We start from the raw sequence: 23,887 nt of genomic DNA on the forward strand, positions 1-23,887 counted from the left end.
TATCATTTTACATGAACTCATGCTATTTCATTTAACCTAAATATGCCAAACTGGTGTTGATTAGAATTAATCCTGGTGAGGAAATTTGAATAGTAGGAGTTAAATTCGTTATAGTATTTCAATTATAATTGTAATCAAAAATAAGAGATCCTTATGAAAATTCTGGTAACAGGCGCATCTGGGTTTATCGCTTCACAGTTTGTTACCGATCTGCTGATTGCTGGACATGAAATCATTTGTTGTGTACGGAATACCAAACACACGCAAAGGATTTTTCCTGGGGCACAAGTTATCTTTTGTGATTTTATCAATGATACAAAACCTGAAATCTGGTCAAAAAGATTGCAGGGGATTGATGTGGTTATTAATTGTGTAGGGATTTTATACCACCCTGATGAGAGAATCATATGGAATGTCCATTATGAAACTCCAAAAGCACTTTTTGATGCGTGTATAAACTCTGGGGTAAAAAAAATTATTCAAATATCTGCTTTGGGAATTGATAAAGTTGATGTGAGTTATGCTGCGAGTAAAAAAGCGATAGATGATTACTTACTGACACTCTCTATCCCGTCAGTTATAGTAAGACCCTCTTATGTGTATGGAAAAGGCTCTTACGGAGGGTCTTCTCTATTCAGAGGGATTGCTGGAACACCTTTTTTTACCGCTATACCTGGGCAAGGGACACAAAAATTTCAACCTATCTCTCTAAATGACCTATCTCAAGCAATAGTACGATTGGTGAGCACGCCTGTAACCGAAACTATTATTTTGCATGCCGTAAGCAAAAAAATAACCACGCTAGAAGAAATAATAATAAAACTGCGTTCCTGGCTTGGGTTGACCAAAACCAGAATAATACATATTCCATTGACATTTATTCGACTATTGACCCGACTTGGTGATTTGCTCCCCTATTCAACTATAAATACTGTTTCGTATAAAATGCTTGCCAGTGATAACATTACTACTCAGGAAGAAACACAGCGATTTGCTGATTATGTTAACTTTACTCCAAGAGACTATGAAGAAGGTCTCTACAGTCAACCGAGTTCAGTCCAAGACCATTGGCATGCGCAATTATACTTTCTTAAACTTCCCCTAAGACTCGGAATATCTTTCGTCTGGATTTGGACAGCCTTATGTTGTTTGTTTTTTTACCCTAAAAGTGACTCATTATCTTTGTTTGCTCAAATAGGTTTTTCATCCTTAGGGCAGTTATTATTTTATACTTCAGCTTTATGGGATGGCCTTTTAGGTATAGCCATGTTGTTTAATTATCGATTTAAATTGACCAGTATATTGCAACTGATTACGATTTTGGTATATACAGCGATTCTTACCATCAAACTGCCTTACCTTTGGTTAGATCCATTTGCTCCCATAGCCAAAAACATTCCTTTGTTAATAGCTATTTTAATAGGTCTGGGTTTGGAGTCTGATAAATAATGCTCTATTTCTATTTAAAGTTTATCCACGTGCTGAGCTCAGCGATACTTTTTGGTACAGGTATAGGAACGGCCAGTGTGATGGTTTATGGCCATAGAACAAAAAATCCAATTATTATTGCTGCCATTTCAAAATATGTGGTTTTTGCTGATTGGATATTCACTGGTACATCTGGAATATTACAACCACTCACAGGGTTTGCCATGATTTACCTTGCTGGATTTTCTTGGACTTCTTTATGGATACTGGGATCAATTCTTGGATATGTCGTTGCGGCATGTTGCTGGTTTCCTGTCGTCTGCCTGCAAATCAAAATGAGGGATTTAGCCATAGAGACCGTAAAAAATAACACGACTTTACCAGAGAAATATCACCGATATTTTCTTTATTGGTTTATTCTGGGTTGGCCGGCATTCTTAAGCCTTGTTGGAGTATTTTATTTGATGACTAATAAGCCTGACTTTTAAATAGCAAAGATGAATATTAAGAGATTGGGGGGCGTTATTTTTGTGTTATTTGTTACTTTAATTGATCCAGTAACTGCCTGGCTTGCTCTTTTTGATTGGAACTTCCATGCTCGATCACTTCCTCAAGAGAACTTCTTGCTGTTTCTATATCGCCCATACTAATATAGGTTTTTGCCAAATCTAACAAAATATCTAATGCCTTCTTACTCTTCAATGGATTGGAGGTTTCATTGTTTTCACCGGATGACTTGGTGAATCTCGCCTCGTCAGAAGATTGAGATATAGAAATACCTTTTTCTGTTTTTTCTTCCTGAGTAGATTTCTGGTCAAATTCAGTTATTTCTGAAATGTGGTCTTCTTTTTCCTCCTGGTTTATTTCAGTTTCGGATTCGAGGTTTTTCATATCAAAGTCTGAATTATCTAAATCAAACTTATTTTCCTTTGTAGAAAATTCTTCTGATTTTTTATCTTCCTTTTTGTCTGACTTCTCAATTTCTTGTTCATACTTTAATGTTTTGTCAGCATCATTTATAGTTAAAGGAATGAAATCTATTCCATTATTATCTCCTTCATCTGTTGATTCCGTTATTTTAGTTTTGGGCTTATCGTTGATTAATTCATGTAACCCCGACTCAAACTCTATCATCTCAGAACTTTGATGGCCTTCAGTTTGCTGAGTTTCATCTTCACTTAACTGAGAATGATCAACCTCATCATCCCTGTTAACATCCAATTGCTCAAGCTCCATAACGGGCTCAAACATAATTTGATTTTCTCCAGCCTGAACTTCTGGCTTAGCCTGAACTTCTGGCTTAGTCTGAACTTCTGGTTCTAATTCTGTATATTCTTTTGCTCTTAACTGTTCTGTATCTCCAAGATATGTCACATCCTCAACTGTTTCAGATTCTACTGCATCAATTTTTTCGATTTTATCCATTTCTTTAGGTTGATACTCAGTCCAATCTGCTTTAGAAACACCAACTCCAGTTTCTTTTTCACTGTCAGATACTTTTTCCTGGACGGAAGTTTCCTTATCATCAGCCTGGGTATCTGGTTCGTATTTCGCTGGCTCAACTAAAGGCATAAATGGCTTCGGACTTGAATCAGAATCTGTTTTGTAAGGAGAAATATCCTCTCTGTGTTGGCGTTGTCTGAGGTACCAATAAGTAAACCCTGCTCCTCCTGCAGCAAATATCAATAAAATGATATACGGCCAAAGGTTCATCCCTTGTTCATTATTGGGAAGTGAACTGACTTGGGACGCAATGGCTTTGCGCTCCTTCAACATGGTTTGAACCTGCGTACGCATTAACTCTATTTCTTTCTCACGCTTTTCCAGCTTTTCCTGCAATTTTTTATTTTGCTCTTGCAGAATTCGTAATTGTTCCATCAATAATGCATTTGCTTCCCGCACTGATTCAACTGCTGCTGTTGTAATTGAAATTTCTGCCTTAATTTTTTCATTTTGTTCCGTTGTCTGTACTATATTGTTGTTTTGTACAGGTTGCTGTTGGGTAGATGCATCTATCGAAACTGAAGTGCTATCGGGGATTAATTGTTGAGGTGTCGGAATGTTAGAGTTTTCTCCAATAGTAAACTTTGGAATTACCGGGATTGAAGAAGCTTTAGTCTGTTTTGGAGTGACGTCCACTATTGAACTATTGATGTATGGCGGAGCTAATACATGATTAATAGATGTATGCTCATTCCAGGCTTTGTCGTGAGCCATCACCTCTTCAATAGCCAAATCAGAAGGCACTTTTGCAATTTCTTCAGTTGATGGAATAACTAGCCGAACGCCAACTTTTAAACCGTTTAAATTTCCATCCTTAAATGCTTCGGGATTCGCGCCAACTATTGCTAATACAACCTGAGGCAAAATCAATTTTGAAGTTTTATATCTTTGAGCAATTTGCCAAACGTTTTCATTGGTTACAGTTGGGCCATAAGTCATTTTCTTTTTGCTGTCATTTTTTGATGCAGGGCCAGGCTCAACTGTAGTAATCACAGTCTTTTCAATAACACCAGGCTCATTACTGTAACTTGCGGATTTCTTCTTGTAATAAACTGGCCTGCTTTGAGCGGTGGTAATTCCCAATTGATATCCTGGCGGATCTAATAATACTGTATAGGCCTTGTATAATTGACCTTTTGGCCAGGTTAGATCGACGACAATTTCCATATATGGTTCTGTCATTCTTTCTGTAGACGATACTTTTACAACAGGAGCACCTTTTGGGTTTCTCTCAACCTGAAACCGTAACAAAGACAAGACTGCAGTTCGCTCAAGTCCAATTTGTTCAAATTGCTCCGGATCAGCCAAACTCACCTTGATACTGGCAAGAGGATCTGCTCCTACATCTATTAATTCTATTTCGGCTGAAAAAGGCTGATCCAATGAGGACTGTACCTTCATTTCCCCTAAGCCAAGCGCATAAATAGATATTGGCATAGTCAATGAGAATATAGCCGCATGCAGAACAGTTTTTTTCAATCAGAGCTCCATGCACCTGTGATACAAGATGTTGATGATTTAATTACCTAAGTAAAAAGTATCATTATCCTTTAGCCTATTCAAGAAAACACGAAATTATTCTCTAAAAATCATAAGATTATGTATAAAATTACATCAAATATTTCATCTAATTTAACAAGCCAAATCAATTGTGGCCTTTTAAAATCCAACTAGAAAAATTCATAACTCCAATAGACCTTCAACTATAATTATATTAAGGATTAGTAAAATTAAATTTGGAATAGCGATGAATAGAGAAAATGAAGTGATCGAAATATTTCTAATGGATATCAGCAAAAAGGAAAAATGCAAATTGTTACAAGATTTTCTTCTGGATTGCAAAAATGAAATGGAAGCTCAGGATCAGAACATGCATCCTGAAGTGCATCACAATTTATCGCAAGCTTATCAGCTGGCGCAAAATTATTTAAGAAAACTGCAAGAATAAGTGCATTTTCCTTGTTGCATATGAATCATATTGCATTAGAATAACCCGTAATTCATAATGTACTCCATAAAAATTGCGAGAAGAAAATGCCTGCATCACTAATCGATGGAAGAGAAATCTCTGCCCTTCGCAGAACCGAACTAAAGCAAAGAGTACAATACCATGTGGAGCAAGGGCAAAGGGCGCCAGGACTTGCTGTTGTTTTAATTGGCAATGACCCTGCATCAGTGATTTATGTCAGTAACAAAAGAAAAGCTTGTGAAGAAGTAGGGATCACCTCTCATTCTTACGATTTGCCTGCCGAAACAACTCAGGAAAAATTAATTGAACTGATCAATGAGTTAAATCAATCGGATAAAATTGATGGTATTTTAATCCAATTACCTTTGCCCAAACATATTAACGAAAGAACTATAATAGAACACATAAAACCCGAGAAAGACGTGGATGGATTTCATCCTTATAATTTAGGCCGACTTGCTCAACGAAACCCATTTTTAAGACCATGCACTCCTTTGGGGATTATGAATTTATTTCATCACTATGAGCTCAATGTAAAAAGAAAACATGCTGTAGTGATTGGGGCATCCAATATTGTTGGAAGGCCAATGAGTCTGGAGTTACTATTAGCTGGTGCTACCGTAACAATATGCCACAAGTTTACCCAACAATTACAGAAGTTTGTTGAGATTGCTGATTTCCTAATAGTAGCCACTGGAAAGATGGACGTCATTGCCACTGACTGGCTCAGAGAGCATCAAGTAGTGATTGATGTAGGAATGCATCGTTTGCCCGATGGCAGTATCAGAGGTGATATTGATTTTAAGAAGGCAGTCGAAAAAGTAGCCTGGATCACACCTGTTCCAGGGGGAGTTGGCCCAATGACTATTGTCACTTTGCTTGAAAATACTATGATGTCAGCAGCAAGATTAAGAGAATGAAGTTATTTATCCAGTTCATCCCAATCAAATTCACCACTTAGCTCATCAAAATCGTCTTTGAACTCTTCTTTTAGACGCTTACGTTCAAGCCTATCCTCAAGCATACGCCTGATTTTCTTTTTTTGATTTAAATCATCTATATGATCATCAATTTCTTCGTCATAGTTGTAATCTGAAAATGATTGATCCTCAAACTCTTCATGTAAACCCATATTAGTCTCCCAATTTACTCCCCTCAAAAAAAGTATAGTGCATAAATTATGAAATAAAGTAACTGGAAGCAAAATAGGCCTCTTGCATAACCTGATTATTTTGCTTCAAGACATGGAGCATACGTTTTGAGAGGCGGAGTTTACATGCAGTACATAAGTGTTGAAGAAATGCTTACGATGCTGAAGTAAAATAAAAGAGACCGCTTATGCAAGAAGTCTAATATGTGGCTACAGCATAAACCATTATTTTGATATAATTTGGAAAATATCTTTTGAAGCCCTCTTTCATGCTCAGTTATCAACATGGCTATCATGCCGGAAATTTTGCTGATGTCATCAAGCACATCACCCTAACTCGACTATTGACTTATCTAACCCACAAAGATAAACCCTTATTCTATCTTGAAACCCATTCAGGTCGAGGGATATATGATTTAAAAGACAGGCAGTCTTTAAAAACAGAAGAATTTAAGGAAGGAATTAATCCAGTATGGCTCGATAGAGAGAATCTCCCCTCTCTTTTTCTTGAATATATTAGTGTAATTAAGCAAATAAATCTTAATTCAACATTGCGTTATTATCCTGGCTCCCCCTATTTCGCAATCAATCAACTGCGCTCTCAAGACCGATTATACTTATGTGAATTACACCCAACAGAATATAATTTCTTATTAAAACTTCCTCATTTTAATAAAAAAGCTTATGTTAACCACACGGATGGAGTTTCAAAATTAAATGCCCTTTTGCCGCCACCAGAAAAACGTGGGTTAATTTTTATTGATCCCTCATATGAAAGAAAAGAAGAATACAAAGAAATTCCATATGCTATAAAAAATGCTTACTCTAAATTTTCTACCGGCTTATATTGTGTTTGGTATCCTGTTGTCAATAAAGTATGGACTGAACAATTTTTGAGGAAAATGAGAGAAATTAGTTCGAAATCGGTAAGGATTGAGCTTCACTTGAATCCACTCATTAATGAAGGAATGACTGGTTGTGGTCTTTGGATAATTAATCCTCCCTATACTTTCCCTTCAGAAATCAAGGTAGTTTTAGAGACATTAACAACTTATTTTAACCCTGGCTCATCTTCTTATATGATTGAATCAGGTTCAAAATTATGTCACGAGTTATAAATTATGACTATCCTGCCTATTTCGGCTTTTTCAGATAATTATATCTGGACCTTTATTGATAAAATAGCTGGCGTATTAGATTGTGTCGATCCAGGAGAGGCAGCACCAATAATACGCTTTGCCCAATCCAACCAGCTGACACTAAGAACGATATTATTAACCCACCACCACTATGATCATATAGGAGGTGTTGACTCGCTAATCAAGCAATGGCCATCTTGTAAGGTCTATGGCCCCATAGATGAACGAATCAATAATGTAACCCACCCAATTAAACAAGGTCAATCTGTTCAAGTGGGCTCCCTTCACTTTCATATTTTATTTAATCCAGGGCATACTTCTACCCATATCAGTTATTATGAACCACAACAAGGATGGTTATTTTGTGGAGATACTCTATTTTCTGCTGGTTGCGGTAGAGTGTTTGATGGAACTATAGAGGAATTGCATGAATCCCTGCTCTTATTTAAAAAACTCCCGCGAAATACTAAAGTTTTTTGTGCTCATGAATACACCTTACAGAATTTAAAGTTTGCACATACCGTTGAGCCCTGCAATTCATCAGTCATCAATTACATGCAACAAATTCTGAAACAACCATCACCTTGTACTCTCCCGTCTAATATAGGCCTGGAATTATCAATTAATCCTTTTTTACGGACTGATAAAGAGCAAGTAAAACAATATGCACTCTCACATGCTGCGAATTCTTCAGATTCTCTGGACGTTTTTAAGGTATTGAGAAATCAAAAAAACTCTTTCAAATAATATAACAAAAAGATCAAATAAAAACCTATATGCGCCAAATTAAACCAAAAAGGGTTTAATCCTTCATTAATTTTTAGTAAACTGATTAGCCAATTATAATAACAGGTAAGACCATTGAATTGTAATTTATTGATTATAAAAAGATTTTTTTCATTTATCCTTATTTTTATTGGTATTTCTAACCCGGCAATTTCTGGCACAGCTCCAGATGTATGGGATGTATTACGTAGTGAATTTACCTTAAGCCATGAAGTAACTCGCCCAGAGGTGCAAGAACAAATCAGATGGCTAATTTCTCATCCTAGTTATATTAACAAAGTAAGTAGTCAATCTGAACCTTACATTTACCACGTGTTAGGTGAGATAAAGAAAAGAAAACTGCCCGGAGAATTGGCGCTACTCCCCATGATAGAAAGTGCATATGATCCTTTTGCCTATTCAGGAGCAGGCGCTGCTGGTATATGGCAACTCATGCCTCGAACTGGAAGCGATCTTGGATTAAAGCAAGACTGGTGGTTTGATGGAAGACGTAGCATTGGCCCATCAACTGATGCCGCATTAAATTACCTCGTCTATCTAAATAAATATTTTAGTGGTAACTGGATTTTAGCTATTGCCGCTTATGACTCTGGAGAAGGAACAATTTCACGGGCGCTCAAATCAACCGCACGTAACGGGCGCAAGGTGCAATTCTGGAATCTGCCAGTTCCCAGAGAAACCAAGGTATATATCCCGCGTTTATTAGCTCTGGCAGAAATTATTAAAAATCCAAAACGGTATAAAATATCACTTCCCAATATTCCCTATCTTCCTTATTTTGAAGAGGTCAATATTGGTAGTCAAATTGATTTAAATCATGCCGCTAAACTCGCCGGAATTAGTTATAAGGAGTTGATTAAACTAAATCCGGGTTATAATCGATGGACAACTGCACCTTACAAGCCATTTAAATTACTAATACCTGCTGAAAAAGTCGAAAGATTTAACTTGAATCTATCGAATATACCCGAAGATAAGCGCGTAAACTGGACTAAACATCAAGTAAAAAGAGGTGACAGCTTGGATGCTATTGCAAAGAGATATCACACAACAGTCAATTTAATAAAACAACTCAATCAATTAACCAGCAATAAAGTTCAACTTAATCAATCCCTACTCATTCCTAGCAGCAAAAACTCCCCAGTAGTAGCTAAAATACCTCCGCAGGAAAAAAAACCTGCTACTAAACAGCTGGCACCTATGAAAAATATCCGTATTATTCATATCGTACAAAATAATGATAGCTATCAGAAAATTCAAAAAGCTTATGGGGTTGCGGCTAAAGAGATACAAAACTGGAATAAATTGGCAAATAACACGCCATTACGTAAAGGCCAGCGGCTGGTCATATGGAAAAGAGTCAAGCAACCTGTTGAGTATATAGTAAAATCAGGGGATAGTTTGAGCACTATTGCCAAAAAACACCATACAAAAGTCAATACTATTATCAGTTTAAATCCGGGACTTAAAAAATCAATGCTCCTTCGCTTGGGACAAAAAATATTAATTGGCTAGATTATGTGCATTATCGTGATATAAATTTGATAGATTAATGCATCTGTTTAAAACAGAAACGAGCTTTTGAGAGAATACGAAGACTACTGGCATGCCGCTAAAAACTTAAAGATTATTAAATAAAAAATCTGTGATAAGTATGTAAATTGTGCAAATTATTTTGTTAATACGGTATGAAGCTTGCAGGTGAGTTCTAAAACTTGTGTTATAATGATATTAATTAATTGATAAATTAAACAATATATGAAATTACTATTCGATTTTTTCCCTATCGTTTTATTTTTTATAGTCTATAAATTTTTTGGCATTTATACGGCTACTGCTGTTGCTATGGTAGCTTCAGTAACTCAAGTTGCGTTTTACAGATTAAAGTTTCAGCATTATGAAAAAATGCATTTGTTTAGTCTGGCTATCATTATGGTCTTGGGAGGAGCGACGTTATTCTTTCAAAACCCTTGGTTTATCAAATGGAAGCCTACAGGAATCTACTGGTTATCTGCACTTGTCTTTTATGGTTCAGGTTATATAGGGTCTAAGCCACTAATACAAAAAATGATGGAAGCAAACATCAATTTAACAACAAAAATTTGGTATCGACTTAATTTGGCATGGACATTATTTTTTATAGTAATGGGGGCATTAAATTTATATGTTGCCTATCATTATGACACTGATGTATGGGTTAATTTTAAATTATTTGGTGGTGTTGGGTTTACTTTACTTTTTGTGTTGATTCAAGCTTTTTATTTAACAAAACACACAGATGAAAAAAGCTTTGAAAAACAATAGTGACATCTCTGTATCTGCAGAAAAATATAGCATGTAACAAGAGAAAAAGTAGGAGCACCGATGAGATTATTACTTGTTGAAGACGATGAACTGCTTGGCGATGCAGTAAAAGCCGGACTGACACAATTTGGTTACGTTGTTGACTGGCTAAAAGATGGCGAAGCTGCTCGGGCGGCTCTCAAATCAGAGTCTTTTGAATTAATTATTCTTGACTTGGGATTACCTAAGTTATCCGGTTTATCATTATTGCAAAACATCAGGCATGATGGAAATAGCACTCCTGTGATTATTCTTACAGCTCGAGAATCAATAGAAGATCGGGTAAAAGGCTTAGATAGCGGTGCTGACGATTATCTTATTAAACCTTTTGATTTAAATGAATTAAGTGCAAGGATTAGAGCATTGGTAAGGCGCTCTCAGGGCAGAGCTGATTCCGTGTTGCAATATAAAAATATTACTCTCGATCCTGCTGCTCATTCTGTATTCGTGGATGATGTACTTGTCAATGTTCCAAGAAGAGAATTTGCTCTATTACAGAAATTACTTGAAAACAGTGGCCAGGTTTTATCTCGAGAACAATTAATGCAAAGTATTTATGGCTGGGAAGAAGACGTGGACAGCAATGCTCTCGAAGTTCACATCCATAATTTACGTAAAAAACTTAACGCAAACTTTATCCGCACTATACGTGGTGTAGGATACATGGCTGAAAAAAATGACAGTGTACTTCTATCGTGAAATCGTCCATTCGAAAATTTTTATTAATTAATCTGCTTCTTGCAATTACTATTACTACAACATTAACTGCTATTGGTAACTATTATCTTGATCAAAAAGACATTCAAGACCACCTTGATACATTGATGGCTATTTCCGCGCTATCCTATCAAGCCTTATTAGGGGATGATCTTCATCAAAGGCCTCTTGCAAAAATTCAAAATGCCCTAGAATCTATTCCCCAAAAAATTAATACTTATTATCAAAAAAGATATTTAAATGATGAGCCTCAAGAAAATTATTTGGATAAATTTAATTTTCAGGTATGGACCAATGGAGGTAAATTATTATTACATTCACCTACTGCCCCTAAAATACCATTAACAGCAGAGACAGACGGCTTCAGCGATAAAAGAATTTCTAACCAGGATTGGCGAGTATTCACAACTTATAATGACAAAGCAGGAATTCGTACTGTACTGGCAGAGCGTTATGATACCAGAAATGAGCTGGGTCACAGAATTGCCCAAGATGACCTCTATATTATGTTGCTTACTTTTCCATTATCAGGGCTATTGATATGGATCATTATTGGAAGAGGACTAGACAGTCTGGATAGAGTAGCAGAAGAGGTTGCGAACCGTGCACCAAGTCACCTGGAACCTGTTGATTTACAAGAAGTTCCCGAAGAAATTAAACCTGTAATTGATGAATTAAATAAATTATTTTTTCGACTCAAAGAAGGGTTTGAGCGTGAAAAACGATTTGCTGCCGATGCAGCACATGAGTTGCGAACACCTCTTGCAGCACTTAAGGCCCAAGCTCAAGTGGCTTTGAACTCCAATGATATAGAAGAAAAAAATCAGGCTTTACAAAAATTAATTGCCAGCGTTAATCGAAGCACACATATAGTGCAGCAATTGCTAACCATGAGTAAACTTGTACCAGAAGCAACAGAACTACATGAGCAAGATGAAGTCAATCTAAGTAAATTAACTCGTGAAATATTAGCCATGTTGGCTCCATCTGCGGTCGAAAAACAAATTGAGCTGGAATTTGAAACCGATGAAAAAATGCCTAAAATTTATGGAAATCCAACAGCTTTGGGAATATTAATACGCAATCTGGTTGACAATTCCATTCGATATTCCATGGAAAACGGAAGAGTTATTGTTCGATTATTAAAACATAATAACGAAATCATACTCGAAGTATGTGATAATGGCCCAGGGATCCCGCCTGAATTACAAAAACGTGTTTTTGAAAGATTTTTTAGAGTATTAGGGAACAAAAGCCCGGGTAGCGGTCTGGGTTTGGCTATCGTCCAACAAATATGTGAACTTCATGGCGGAAGGGTCGTGCTTGATTCGCCTAAAATTGGCACAGGCCTAATTGTGAGAATTTATTTGCCCATCAAAACAAAACCAAAATAAACTCAATGATCAAATCATAATCTTGCTGTAATTAACCTTTTTAGCTTGGATAATCTGCTTCATGTTTCTGTGTATCGGTCGCAGTCTTCGCTTCTTCTTCCTTCTTTTGAGCATTATAGTTCGCTTCCTTTACACTTTTTTTATGCCCTTTCATCTGTTGGGAAGTAACCTTTTCTGTGGTATTTGAAGAGGCTGCATCGGCTGTAATAGCCATTGATTGCTCCGTGTTTCTCTGAATTGACATACCTGGGGTCACTTTACCCTTGTCAGTTTGGTGTTTATGAGTATTGACTTGAGAATCAGCAGCATTGACAGCAAAGGTTAGCATCACACTTACCATAAGACCGATCATTCTTTTCATAAATGCTCCTGTTTATTATCGAGAATTTTATCAAATCATAGTTACAATCTCATCGCGAAGAGAGAATTTGCAAAGCCTCGCGAATCAATTGCTCACAACTCTTATTGCCATTATCAATTTTATTCACAACTTTCCACGCCTCTTGTGGCTTATAGCCTAATGCCTCCAACGCGCTGATTGCCTCTTGTTGACTATGAGTGCTAACTGCCTGCTTTTGGAAGGTATCAGAAACCGAACCATCAAATTGCTTTATACTGTCTCTCATTTCAACTACTAAGCGCTCTGCAGTTTTCTTGCCTATGCCAGGTAACTTGGTTAATAAAGCAGCATTCTCCTGATGAATACACTGAATAAATTCCTTAGGAGAAATACTGGATAAAACAGTCATAGCCAGTTTGGGGCCTACCCCATTCACTTTAATTAATGATCTGAATAAAGAACGCTCCTCTTTATCCAGGAAGCCATACAATAACAAAGCATCTTCTCGAACTATGGTGTGAATATGTAATCCGATAGGTTGACTATCATTTTCTATCTGAAAAAAAGTATTCAAAGATGTTTCTACATCATATCCTACGCCATTGACATCAAGAACCAATTTTCCTGGCTGATGCTTATCTATAATTTGACCATGTAGCCAGCCTATCACAGTCTCATCCTCCTGCGTTTCGTTCCTCTTGAACCGATTAATTTTGACAAACCATTTCTCATATGGCTATGACATATTGCTATTGCCAAAGCATCGGCAGCGTCTTTTTGAGGAGCTCGATTGAGCTGAAGAAGCTCTACAACCATATGACTTACTTGATCTTTTTCAGCTGCCCCATAACCAACCACACTTTGTTTTATTTCTCTTGCTGAATACTCACAGATTTTCGCACGATGTGAGGCTGCTGCTACCATGGCAACACCCCGCGCATGTCCTAATTTCAAAGCTGAATTAGGATTGTTATGCATAAATATCTGCTCAATAGCAACCTCAGTTGGGGAATAGTGATCCATTAGCTCACATATTCCATCATATATTTGCAATAATTTATGACTTAATTCCGCATCGTTTGATGTGCGAATACAGCCGCTATCGATGTACGCGATTTTACGGTCAGATTCTTTAATCAATCCATATCCTGTAACCCGTGAGCCTGGATCTATCCCTAATATAATCGTCATTAATTCATTGATTCTAAAATTTTTTCAGAAAATTCAGCATTGCTGTAAACTTCTTGGACATCATCCAAATCTTCCAGCATATCAATCAGTTTAATTAAACTTTCAGCCGTTTCATCACTAATTGGAACTAAGGTTTGTGCACGCATAGTTAAATGAGACTGCTCAACCTCCAAACCGGCATCCTGTAAAGCATTTAAGACGATGTGATAAGCTTCTACAGGGGTAATGATCTCTATCTGACTGTCCTCTACAGCAACATCAGAAGCGCCAGCATCGATTGCAATCTCCATCACCTTGTCTTCCGGTTGATTAGAAGCCATGAGAATTTCACCTTGATTAGTGAAAAGATAGGATACTGAACCATCAGTACCTAAATTACCCCCATGTTTTGAAAAAGCGTGCCGAACTTCTGATACCGTTCGATTTTTATTGTCAGACAAACAATCTACCAATATAGCAACGCCACCTGGCCCGTAACCCTCATAACGCATAGCTATCATTGCTTCGCCATCAGCTCCCCCTACCCCTCGCTTGACAGCATTATCGATGGTATCGCGCTTCATGTTGGCATTCAGCGCTTTTTTAACAGCATCTCTCAAACGTGGATTACTTGACTCATCTCCTCCTCCCATACGGGCAGCTACAGTAATTTCACGAATTAATTTAGTAAATATTTTTCCTCTTTTGGCATCCTGTACGCCTTTGCGGAATTTGATATTAGCCCATTTACTATGACCAGCCATCACATCACCTCTGAATGAATTTTTATTTGGAGATTATACAATGCTCTAACACCAAAAAGAATGACTAAAGCCATCGATGCTCTCGACAATTTGAACTTTTTTGGACTATGCTAGCACCATAAAAAAAATCTTGAAGGAGATTGAACTGTGTATTTGCAAGGATTTGGTAATTATCACCACAGCGAGGCTGTTAAAGGAGCATTACCCCCAAATCAAAACTCACCGCAACACTGTAGCTTAGGACTTTACGCAGAGCAATTGAGTGGAACCTCGTTCACCCGTGCCCGGCATAATAATCTTCGAAGTTGGCTATATAGAATACTTCCTACTGTTACCCAAGGCACGTATTACCCCTATGAGTTTAATGTTATGCAACCTTTTGTTGATGAGTTGTCACCCAATGCCATGCGTTGGTCACCTCTTTATAACAGCTCTCAAGTTAAATGTGATTTTGTTGAAGGACTATTTCATATTGCCGGTAGCCCGTTAGTTAATACCTATACTTATTATTGCAACCACTCCATGAGCGATAAATATTTCGCCAATAATGATGGTGAGTTATTATTTGTTCCCTATGCAGGCGAGATTTATCTGCATACTGAATTTGGCAAATTAATGCTCTCTTCAGGATCGATCGCCGTGATACCTCGTGGCGTTAAATTTAAAGTGGAAGTAATCAACAAGGAGGCAAAAGGTTATCTTTGTGAAAATAGCGGAAATCCCTTAACCCTACCTCAGTTAGGCCCCATTGGAGCCAATGGTTTGGCAAACCCAAGACATTTTCAATATCCAGTAGCCGCATTTGAAAACTCCGGCGGTGAGCATACTATAATTTGTAAAAACCAGAAAAAATTATGGTTTAGTGTATGCAACCACTCTCCTTTAAATGTCGTGGCTTGGCATGGCAATTATGCGCCATATTGTTATGATCTCAGTTTGTTCAACACAATTAACACAGTCAGTTTTGATCACCCTGATCCTTCCATATTCACTGTATTAACTTCTGAAAGCGAAATACCCGGCGTTTCTAACTTAGACTTTGTTATTTTCCCACCTCGCTGGATGGTTGCCGAACATACTTTTAGACCGCCTTATTTTCATAGAAACTACATGAATGAACTGATGGGACTTGTCTATGGTGAATATGACGCCAAGAAGGAAGGATTCATACCGGGCGGTATCAGCATCCATAATTGCATGACTCCACACGGACCTGATTATGAATCTTACGAAATTGCAGCGTCGCAGGATCTAAAACCAAATTATATCAACTCCCTAGCCTTTATGTTTGAAACCAAAGACTACTGGCAAGTAACTGAGCAAGCTTATCGGCATCCCAGCAGACAAATGGATTATCTTAATTGTTGGCAAGGCTTTAAAATAGAGTTTAGTCAATAAATTGACTGCTTTTTAAGATATAAAATTGACGGTAATTAATTAATTTGGTTTCAGTTGGGTCAAATTTGACCCAACTTGTATGCAATTAATTAACTAGTTAAATCAAAACAAATCCTCTTGTGTTAGTCCAACCCGCTCTAACAAAGTTCTAAGTGTCTTCAAAGCTTCAACTTGAATTTGGCGAACGCGTTCTCGGGTCAAATCAATTTCCTTACCAACGTCTTCCAGTGTCGCTTTTTCAAAACCTCTTAGCCCAAAGCGTCTTGCGATAACCTGTTGTTGATTCTCAGTTAATTTATCCAAAAGAGATTCTATATGTTGCCTTAAATTCTCATTGGTTAATAGTTCTGCAGGATTTAAACTGTTTTCATCAGCAATCGTATCCAATAAAGATTTGGTTTCATCAAATCCAATTGGGGTATCAACTGAAGCGACTTTATCATTCAAGCCCAATAATTTTTGAACATCCTCCAGAGGTTTATCAACCATTTCTGCTATTTCTTCAGGAGATGGTTCATGATCCAGTTTTTGCGTTAATTGTCTTGCTGCTCTAAGATAAACATTGAGTTCTTTCACCACATGAATAGGCAAGCGGATAGTTCTCGTTTGATTCATAATGGCACGTTCTATAGTTTGCCTAATCCACCAGGTAGCATAAGTTGAAAAACGGAATCCTCGCTTGGGATCAAATTTCTCAACAGATTTCATTAAACCCAGGTTACCCTCTTCGATTAGATCCAGAAGAGGCAATCCTCTATTAAGATAACGTCTGGCTATTTTAACCACCAGGCGCAAGTTCGACTCAATCATTTTCTTGCGTGCTTCCATATCACCTTTCAAAGCAAGAGTCGCATAATGGATTTCTTCTTCAGCTGTTAGCAAAGGAGAAAAACCAATTTCACCCAGGTAAAGTTGAGTGGCATCTAAAGCCTTGGCAATATTTTTCCCGCGCTGGAATGAAGGAAAAGCTTCATCATCAGTAAACTCTGGAAGTTCATCAAGCTCTTCTTCCATTTTTTCGATATCAGGTTCAATACCCTCTTCTGACAACAGAGATGCATCATCTGGCTCAGACCATTCCTCTTCTTTAAATTCCTTGTCCTTAATTGGCTCTTCTTCATCTTGCATTGTATCACCTATATGTTTAGCTATGCCTTGAAATAGTTTTTACTTCTTAACAAGCCTATTGTTGCTATAACTATGAGTTATATGTCAACCTTTTTGTAGATAATTCAATGGATTAACTGGCACCCCTGCTCTTCTAATTTCAAAATGAACACCCCAGTATGATCTATCTATTAAACCAGCCTCTGCTATTACCTGCCCTGCACTAACACGCTGTCCCTCTGTCACCAGATTTCTGGCATTGTTACCGTATGCAGTTAAATATTCATTACTGTGTTTAATAATAATTAAATTGCCATAGCCAGACAAACCGCTGCCAGCATAAGCCACAACTCCACTCGCCGAAGCTCTAACTTTATCTCCTCTAGTACAAGCAATATTTATGCCTTTTTTACCCTGAGAAGGGATAAATGTTGTAACAACACGACCAGTTACTGGCCACAACCAACCGGAGGAAGAACGTACATTATAAGCTGGAGAATAAATAATTTTTTGTTTTGGCTTATGTGTAATATGTAAGTTAGTCCTGGGCGCTGAATGAAGGTAATTTGATTTTGGCACGATGCCTTTTAAACTTAAAATTTGGCCTACACGCAAGGAATAAGGTGGCCTCAGATGATTGATAATCGCAAGCCGTCTATAATCAGTATCATAACGAAATGCTATAGCATAAAGGGTCTCACCTGATCGCACCGTATGGAATTTCTGATATTTTGAATAAGGCTGCCATTTTAGCTCGGTAACAGGAGCCAAATCACTTCTTGTCCCACAACCAGCAGCATTTAAGATAAAAAAAATACAAATTAATTGTTTGCGAAATAGGCGCATCATTATCTCATTTATTATTTATTAATTTTCTATGCAAATTTCGTTAAGTAAGTTAGATAAATGATCAAATAGCTTATAGTGAGTCATGTCTAAATGAAGCGGTGTTATAGAAACATGACCTGTTTTAATTGCAAAAAAATCAGTACCAGCACCAGCATCTGCTTCTATGCCCGGTGGACCAACCCAATAAATTGGCCTTCCTCTGGGATCATATTCTTTAATAATAGGCTCAGCACTATGGCGAGCTCCCAATCTTGTAACCTGCACTCCTTTTATTTGATTCAAAGGTAGGTCAGGGACATTGACATTTAATATAGTTTGAGAAGGTAATTTGTTAGCACTTAATTTTATAACCAATTGTTTGGCAATAATTGCAGCTGTTTCATAATGTTGTATGTTATCTCCTACCATTGAGATTGCAATAGCAGGCAACCCTAAGTAACGACCTTCCATAGCCGCTGCCACTGTACCTGAGTAAAGTACATCATCCCCTAAATTGGCACCCTCATTAATCCCTGAAACGACTATGTCTGCTAAAGGCTCTAAAAATCCGGTTAACGCGAGATGGACGCAGTCAGTAGGTGTTCCATCCACACTATAATAACCATTGTCCAATTGTTTAACTCTCAATGGTTGTGTTAAAGTCAAAGAATTACTGGCGCCACTTCTATTTCTATCAGGCGCAACCACTTTAACTTCTCCTAAAGTGGACAGCTCATTAACTAAAATTTTAATCCCGGGCGCTAAAACCCCGTCATCATTGCTTACTAATATTTTCATGTTTAACTCTCAGGGGATTCTAACCATTTTACAACTGCTAAATAGTAAGCAAGATCCTCTTGATTTCTTTTCAATGAATCTTGTAATTCAGCGTTATCCTTTTTACTCGCTATTTCCCTTTGCTGATTGGCAATAACTTGCTGCAAAGCCAAAATTTTGTTACCAAACTCTTGTGGATTGTATTGTAGTTGATAAGCAAGACCATTCATCTTCCTGCCAATTGCCTCAAGTTGCTGACAACTTAATCCATCAGGTTGCGTGCCAGGACACCATTTTAAAGCATTTTGCAGTTCAGATGGGTGGGAACGATAATAAGATTCGTCTTTTTTAAACTGACATGAAACCAATCCCAAAGTTATTAATATTATCACTAAGTACTTATTCATACCCGCCCTCTTGATGTAAACTACAAAAAGTCGATATTATCACCAGTCAGGAAGTAACGCTATCTTATGAGGATACCATATGCTTGATTTTAGTTTGAATCGTGATCCCCAAACGGGCGAGTTATACATAGAAACCTCATTATGTGGAAAGCCTTTACTGACTACGCCGCAATTAAACAAGGGAACAGCATTTACTCAGGAAGAGAGAAAAGATTTCGGTCTTTTAGGCAAGTTACCACACCGCGTAGAAACTCTTGATGAACAAGTAAAGCGTGCCTATCTTCAATATTCAAGTTACACGACACGTTTGCAGCAACATATTTATTTAAATAATTTACATGATAAAAACCAAATAGTATTTTACAAACTGCTAAGTCGTCATTTGGGGGAAATGCTTCCCATCATCTATACACCAATCGTTGGTGCTGCGGCCAAGAGGTTTAGTCATGAATACAGACAGCCACGAGGATTGTATATTGCTCATTCAGATAAAAACCAACTTGAGGAAATAATTAATAACCGCTCGAATCCAGACATAGACCTTGTTGTAGTGACCGATGGTGAGGGAGTCCTAGGCATTGGCGATCAAGGGATAGGAGGAATGGATATACCTGTTGCAAAACTAATGGTTTACAGCTTATGTGGTGGGATTGATCCAACTCGCACATTACCCATATTTCTTGATGTAGGAACTAACAACCAAGAATTATTAAATGACCCTATGTATCTCGGTTGCCGTCACCCCAGAATAAAAAGCTCAGAATACGACGATTTTATCAAAACTTTTGTCAATGAAATTCATAAGCAATTTCCAAATGCTTTTTTACATTGGGAAGACTTTGGTCGAGGCAACGCTCGACGAATCCTGGATCAATTTCAAGATGAATTGTGTACTTTTAATGATGACATTCAGGGAACTGGTGCAGTAACTCTGGCAGCAATTTTGGCAGCATGTGATGTAACTGGACTACCCTTACATGAACACAGAATCGTTGTGTTTGGAGCTGGCTCAGCAGGTACTGGTATTAGCGACCAAATTGTTGATGCGATGGTGAAAAGCGGATTAAGCCTAACTGATGCTTATGACAGATTCTGGTTAATAGACAAACAAGGTTTATTACTTGCGACTGACCAAGAGCTTACTGATGCTCAAAAACCCTATGCACGGAATCCTATAGATATACAATCCTGGGAAATTAATAATAAACAACATCCTTCGTTTACTGACACTATCAGGCATGTCAAACCTACCATTTTAATTGGCTGTTCAGCGCAAACGGGTGCATTCTCACAAGATATTGTGGAAACTATGTCGACAGCCTGCGAGCGGCCAATCATTTTCCCTTTATCAAATCCTGATGAAAAATGTGAAGCACAACCTTCAGATATATTGGCATGGAGTAAAGGACGGGCATTAATTGCTACTGGAACTGCTTTTGCCCCTATTGAATATCAGAACCGAATGGTGCAAATAGCTCAATGCAACAATGCCTTGGTATTCCCTGGAATTGGATTGGGCGTTTTGGCGGTAAGCGCCTCTCGTTTAACCAAAGATATGATATTGGCTGCCGCCCAGACTTTAAGTAAATTTGCGCCAAGTAAAAAGGACAGCTTTTTGCCCCTTTTACCCTCATTAGACAATGCACAAATTGTAGCTAAAGAAATAGCTATTGCAGTAGCTCAGTGTGCAATAGACTCAGGCTATGCTCAAAAAAATCAAGACAAGGATCTACCTCGATTAATTGATGAACTCTTTTGGGAGCCTAGATATCTGCCTTTTAGAAAAAGGGGATAGAGCGAATAAAATAAAGCTCCATGACTATATTATTGAAAAATAAATTTTCTTAATTCTTAGTCTGAGGGATTGGCAAAATTAATTGTTACATTTTTTATAGTCCCGCTCTTTGGCTCCCAGGAACGAGCGTATTTAAAGACCATTTTGGTTTGAGTGGGATAGGTTTTACCTTTATTCAAATTAAAAGTAAATAGCATTTTACCGCCTGCACCTATCAAATTAGTATTGGGCTTTTCATAAATGCTATTACTTAAGGTAAGCAAATTTTTGTCAAATTCTACTACAGACCATTGATAACCTGTAGTTGGATTAGCTGCAAGACTGACAACAAAACTGGGATTTTTTGAGTTGACATTGATGACATCCTCGTTATTTGCATAGGCCAGAGCAGAGAAGCCCATAAGTAATCCGCTGAATAATTTTTTCATATTTTTTCCTCACAAAGCTTCTTACACGCTCACCATTATGGGTTTCGATTTACGTTAATCTGTTTTAATTTCCCATAATCAAAAATTAATTCGTATTGAAAATCAACAGGAGATTTTTGATAAATCCAGGTTTCGACTGTATTAGTACCATAACCTATCTGATAACCAGCCGCGTTGTATAATGGCACATTCTCCTCATAGACTAATTTATCAAGTGGCTCACCACATTTAGACAAAACAGTGTATTTACTATCCCCTTCATAGACCAATTTATCTCCACACCGCATTGCATACGCATTAGGATATACAATCATTAAAAAGGCAATAGCAAATAAATAATTCCGGATGATCATTCCCCACCCCTTGAGAACTCAATGCTCCTTGCAACAAAATTTTCAAAAAGTTTATTGTTATAGCATAGCACTTGGTATCTGATTATTCATCCCAATTGTCTCTGTCTCGATCGGATTCAGGCAAGAATCCACCTACTTGAGCATCCCACATGGATTTATATAAACCATCCTTCGCTAATAACTCTTCATGGCTTCCATCTTCAATTATTTTTCCTGCTTCAAAAACTAAAATTCTATCCATATGCAATAGTGTTGATAATCGGTGGGCAATAACAATTGTAGTCTTTGATTCCATGAGTTGCCACAATGAATTTTGTATGGCTTCTTCGGTTAGGGAATCCAGCTGTGAAGTAGCCTCATCTAATATCAAAATCTTCGTATTTTTTAAAATAGCGCGAGCAATTGCAATGCGTTGTCTTTGCCCCCCTGATAGTTTAATTCCCCTTTCACCTACCAAAGTATTATAGCCATCGGGTAAAAGTGAAATAAAATCGTCACAGCATGCCTGTTTTGATGCTATCACAACCTCATCATCACTCGCATCAGGGTTACCATAACGGATGTTTTCCATAAGAGTCCTATGAAACAATGTAGTATCTTGAGGGATAAGGCTGATAGCTGAACGTAAGGAATCTTGAGACACTTGGCTGATGTCCTGACCATCAATCAAAATTTTTCCAGATTCCACATTGAATAGGCGTAAAATTAAATGAATAAAGGTCGTTTTACCGCTTCCCGAAAACCCCACCAAACCAACACGCTGTTTAGGTTTAATGATCACTGATTTATTTTCAAATACTTTCTTACCCTGGTTATAATGAAAAGTTACGCTATCAAACTCTATTTTTCCTTCTTTAACAATCAATGGCTTAGCATCAGGAGCATCTTCTACCTCTATCGGTGCACTAAGCAAAGCAATAGCTTGTCTTGCTATGCCTATCTCTCGAAAGAACTCGGCAATAGCATGGCACAAATACCAAATTTGAGTCATGATTGAAAACGATACATTGAATATAAAAACCAAATCTCCTGTTGTAATGAGCTTTTTATTCCAAAAAGTCAACAAGAAATACACCATAGCCACTAACATGACTGTGACTGGAATATCGAGGTACAAACGAAATATGTTCATATAAATCGACAGCTTTTTATTACTTTGTACCTCCATATTCTGACTTGCTGAAATATAAGCCAGCTCATCGCGAGAACGAGCGAAAAGCTTAACCACACTGGAATTACTCAAACTGTCAACTATTTTACCGCTTAACTGACTTTTATCCTCTGCGTTTTCTTTTGCATATTGATCAACTTTTTTAGACAATCTATAGCTGATATAAAGCTGAAAAATAATCCAACTTAACAAAATAACTGCAAACCAGTAGTTAATGGTACACATCAAAATCAATGCCACAATGATAGAAGCGAATGCTGCGATCGCGTACCAGGTTATGATATTGAATATGGAATCAAGAGCACGGGGTAAGTCGTTGACTTTGTTAGCTAAACCACCCGCCATTTGATTGGAAAAATAATGATAAGACTGGCGACTTAAATACTCGATCACAGACATTCTGACATCAGCCTGAAATCTTGGTATCACATATCCTTGCCACCAATTTTGCAGACGTAAAATCACAATTAAGGCGAACCAAGCACCTCCACCTAACCATAAAGCCGGAGCAACTGCTGAAAAAATATTTTCCTCTCCGGAGTACCCCCCAAGAGCATCAATGATCATTTTCAAAGAATAGGGAATAGCATTATTTTCAAGCACCATAGCAATCGGTGCTACAAAAAACACAGTAAAAGCCAAAGGCTGTTTCTTTATAAAATGCCAGAAAAACCGGCCCAGTGTTTTTGGTAACTCTTCAGATTTTTTGTTATAGCTATTCATAAACCATACCTTCAATGAATTTTGACAAGGTTCGATTATTCTAACCTAATATTTGCTAATTGGAGAATTTATGTTTAAAAAACAATTATATGCCCTATCAATTCAGCTATTCTCTCAGATTTATATTACCATGAAATAAAATTCGCCCTTCAAAAATTGAAAATATAAAATTTAATCTTGATCTTAAACCTTATAAA

The 23,887-nt window shown here is 37.4% G+C and carries 25 protein-coding genes; 12 read left to right on the forward strand and 13 right to left on the reverse strand.

Translation table 11 applies throughout. The annotated features are described in order from the left end of the window. Window positions 1-153: 153 nt before the first annotated feature. Entirely contained in the window at window positions 154-1,449 is a 1,296-nt protein-coding gene (locus OQI99_RS06030) for an NAD(P)H-binding protein (RefSeq protein ID WP_061513458.1), read from the forward strand. Continuing rightward, window positions 1,449-1,916, forward strand: coding sequence for a DUF2269 family protein (locus OQI99_RS06035; RefSeq protein WP_061513457.1), 468 nt, complete (start codon window positions 1,449-1,451; stop codon window positions 1,914-1,916). Before OQI99_RS06030 ends, OQI99_RS06035 begins: the two co-directional genes overlap by 1 nt. A 52-nt stretch (window positions 1,917-1,968) precedes the next feature. Here the strand turns inward: OQI99_RS06035 and OQI99_RS06040 are convergent, their stop codons facing one another. Continuing rightward, window positions 1,969-4,410 (reverse strand): FimV/HubP family polar landmark protein, encoded by a 2,442-nt coding sequence (locus OQI99_RS06040; RefSeq protein WP_061513456.1) that lies wholly within the window; start codon window positions 4,408-4,410, stop codon window positions 1,969-1,971. A gap of 268 nt (window positions 4,411-4,678) precedes the next feature. Between OQI99_RS06040 and OQI99_RS06045 the strand changes: the two genes are divergently transcribed. Then, window positions 4,679-4,879 (forward strand): hypothetical protein, encoded by a 201-nt coding sequence (locus OQI99_RS06045; protein WP_010947029.1) that lies wholly within the window; start codon window positions 4,679-4,681, stop codon window positions 4,877-4,879. A gap of 86 nt (window positions 4,880-4,965) precedes the next feature. Next, complete coding sequence (gene folD, locus OQI99_RS06050) at window positions 4,966-5,820, forward strand: bifunctional methylenetetrahydrofolate dehydrogenase/methenyltetrahydrofolate cyclohydrolase FolD (RefSeq protein WP_061513455.1); 855 nt, start codon at window positions 4,966-4,968, stop codon at window positions 5,818-5,820. Window positions 5,821-5,822: 2 nt separating this feature from the next. On the opposite strand, the gene OQI99_RS06055 is transcribed toward folD, so the two are convergent. Further along, window positions 5,823-6,032, reverse strand: a complete 210-nt coding sequence (locus OQI99_RS06055; RefSeq protein ID WP_011213609.1) for a hypothetical protein — start codon at window positions 6,030-6,032, stop codon at window positions 5,823-5,825. A gap of 287 nt (window positions 6,033-6,319) precedes the next feature. On the opposite strand from OQI99_RS06055, the gene OQI99_RS06060 reads away from it, so the two are divergent. The 6 genes from OQI99_RS06060 to OQI99_RS06085 all read left to right on the forward strand — a co-directional run bounded on the left by OQI99_RS06060 (window position 6,320) and on the right by OQI99_RS06085 (window position 12,429). Beyond that, window positions 6,320-7,168, forward strand: coding sequence for a 23S rRNA (adenine(2030)-N(6))-methyltransferase RlmJ (locus OQI99_RS06060; RefSeq protein WP_061513454.1), 849 nt, complete (start codon window positions 6,320-6,322; stop codon window positions 7,166-7,168). 3 nt (window positions 7,169-7,171) lie between these two features. After that, window positions 7,172-7,936: a hydroxyacylglutathione hydrolase gene (gloB, locus tag OQI99_RS06065; protein ID WP_061513453.1), complete on the forward strand. Its 765-nt coding sequence runs from the start codon at window positions 7,172-7,174 to the stop codon at window positions 7,934-7,936. A gap of 114 nt (window positions 7,937-8,050) precedes the next feature. Then, complete coding sequence (locus OQI99_RS06070) at window positions 8,051-9,490, forward strand: lytic transglycosylase (RefSeq protein ID WP_061513452.1); 1,440 nt, start codon at window positions 8,051-8,053, stop codon at window positions 9,488-9,490. A gap of 243 nt (window positions 9,491-9,733) precedes the next feature. Next, window positions 9,734-10,279 carry a septation protein A gene (locus tag OQI99_RS06075; protein ID WP_061513451.1) on the forward strand — a complete coding sequence of 182 codons (546 nt, stop codon included), beginning with the start codon at window positions 9,734-9,736 and terminating at the stop codon, window positions 10,277-10,279. Between the two features lie 60 nt (window positions 10,280-10,339). Continuing rightward, window positions 10,340-11,017, forward strand: a complete 678-nt coding sequence (locus tag OQI99_RS06080; protein ID WP_011213604.1) for a response regulator — start codon at window positions 10,340-10,342, stop codon at window positions 11,015-11,017. Continuing rightward, entirely contained in the window at window positions 11,014-12,429 is a 1,416-nt protein-coding gene (locus OQI99_RS06085) for an ATP-binding protein (protein ID WP_061513450.1), read from the forward strand. The genes OQI99_RS06080 and OQI99_RS06085 overlap by 4 nt, the downstream gene beginning before the upstream one ends. 40 nt (window positions 12,430-12,469) lie before the next feature. Here OQI99_RS06085 and OQI99_RS06090 read toward each other — a convergent pair whose 3' ends face one another. From OQI99_RS06090 to OQI99_RS06105, 4 genes are read right to left on the reverse strand one after another with little or no spacing between them, the layout of a single operon-like run. Beyond that, window positions 12,470-12,790, reverse strand: a complete 321-nt coding sequence (locus tag OQI99_RS06090; RefSeq protein WP_061513449.1) for a hypothetical protein — start codon at window positions 12,788-12,790, stop codon at window positions 12,470-12,472. 49 nt (window positions 12,791-12,839) lie between these two features. After that, window positions 12,840-13,439, reverse strand: a complete 600-nt coding sequence (gene ruvA / locus OQI99_RS06095; protein ID WP_061513448.1) for a Holliday junction branch migration protein RuvA — start codon at window positions 13,437-13,439, stop codon at window positions 12,840-12,842. Continuing rightward, entirely contained in the window at window positions 13,436-13,960 is a 525-nt protein-coding gene (gene ruvC, locus OQI99_RS06100; protein ID WP_011946342.1) for a crossover junction endodeoxyribonuclease RuvC, read from the reverse strand. Before ruvC ends, ruvA begins: the two co-directional genes overlap by 4 nt. Then, window positions 13,960-14,703: a YebC/PmpR family DNA-binding transcriptional regulator gene (locus OQI99_RS06105; protein ID WP_061513447.1), complete on the reverse strand. Its 744-nt coding sequence runs from the start codon at window positions 14,701-14,703 to the stop codon at window positions 13,960-13,962. Before OQI99_RS06105 ends, ruvC begins: the two co-directional genes overlap by 1 nt. Window positions 14,704-14,850: 147 nt before the next feature. Between OQI99_RS06105 and hmgA the strand changes: the two genes are divergently transcribed. Next, complete coding sequence (hmgA, locus tag OQI99_RS06110) at window positions 14,851-16,101, forward strand: homogentisate 1,2-dioxygenase (protein ID WP_061513446.1); 1,251 nt, start codon at window positions 14,851-14,853, stop codon at window positions 16,099-16,101. Window positions 16,102-16,203: 102 nt separating this feature from the next. On the opposite strand, the gene rpoS is transcribed toward hmgA, so the two are convergent. The 4 genes from rpoS to OQI99_RS06130 all read right to left on the reverse strand — a co-directional run bounded on the left by rpoS (window position 16,204) and on the right by OQI99_RS06130 (window position 19,220). Continuing rightward, a complete protein-coding gene (gene rpoS, locus OQI99_RS06115) occupies window positions 16,204-17,229 on the reverse strand; it encodes an RNA polymerase sigma factor RpoS (protein WP_061513445.1) in 1,026 nt (341 codons plus the stop codon). Between the two features lie 84 nt (window positions 17,230-17,313). After that, window positions 17,314-18,057 (reverse strand): peptidoglycan DD-metalloendopeptidase family protein, encoded by a 744-nt coding sequence (locus tag OQI99_RS06120; protein WP_061513444.1) that lies wholly within the window; start codon window positions 18,055-18,057, stop codon window positions 17,314-17,316. A gap of 18 nt (window positions 18,058-18,075) precedes the next feature. Continuing rightward, window positions 18,076-18,834 carry a 5'/3'-nucleotidase SurE gene (surE, locus tag OQI99_RS06125; protein WP_061513443.1) on the reverse strand — a complete coding sequence of 253 codons (759 nt, stop codon included), beginning with the start codon at window positions 18,832-18,834 and terminating at the stop codon, window positions 18,076-18,078. 2 nt (window positions 18,835-18,836) lie between these two features. Beyond that, a complete protein-coding gene (locus tag OQI99_RS06130) occupies window positions 18,837-19,220 on the reverse strand; it encodes a hypothetical protein (RefSeq protein ID WP_061513442.1) in 384 nt (127 codons plus the stop codon). A 79-nt stretch (window positions 19,221-19,299) separates the two neighbouring features. Here OQI99_RS06130 and OQI99_RS06135 point away from each other — a divergent pair, with 79 nt between their 5' ends. Next, window positions 19,300-21,015 (forward strand): NAD-dependent malic enzyme, encoded by a 1,716-nt coding sequence (locus tag OQI99_RS06135; protein WP_061513441.1) that lies wholly within the window; start codon window positions 19,300-19,302, stop codon window positions 21,013-21,015. Window positions 21,016-21,071: 56 nt separating this feature from the next. Here the strand turns inward: OQI99_RS06135 and OQI99_RS06140 are convergent, their stop codons facing one another. The 3 genes from OQI99_RS06140 to OQI99_RS06150 form a co-directional block, all read right to left on the reverse strand. After that, window positions 21,072-21,443, reverse strand: coding sequence for a protease inhibitor I42 family protein (locus tag OQI99_RS06140; protein ID WP_061513440.1), 372 nt, complete (start codon window positions 21,441-21,443; stop codon window positions 21,072-21,074). A 35-nt stretch (window positions 21,444-21,478) separates the two neighbouring features. Further along, window positions 21,479-21,796, reverse strand: a complete 318-nt coding sequence (locus tag OQI99_RS06145) for a DUF2845 domain-containing protein (protein ID WP_014843747.1) — start codon at window positions 21,794-21,796, stop codon at window positions 21,479-21,481. 82 nt (window positions 21,797-21,878) lie between these two features. Continuing rightward, on the reverse strand, window positions 21,879-23,690 hold the full coding sequence (locus OQI99_RS06150) for an ABC transporter ATP-binding protein (protein ID WP_061513439.1): 1,812 nt from the start codon (window positions 23,688-23,690) through the stop codon (window positions 21,879-21,881). Window positions 23,691-23,887: the final 197 nt, after the last annotated feature.

It is taken from the genome of Legionella sp. PATHC039 (assembly GCF_026191275.1).
GTDB lineage: Bacteria > Pseudomonadota > Gammaproteobacteria > Legionellales > Legionellaceae > Legionella > Legionella pneumophila.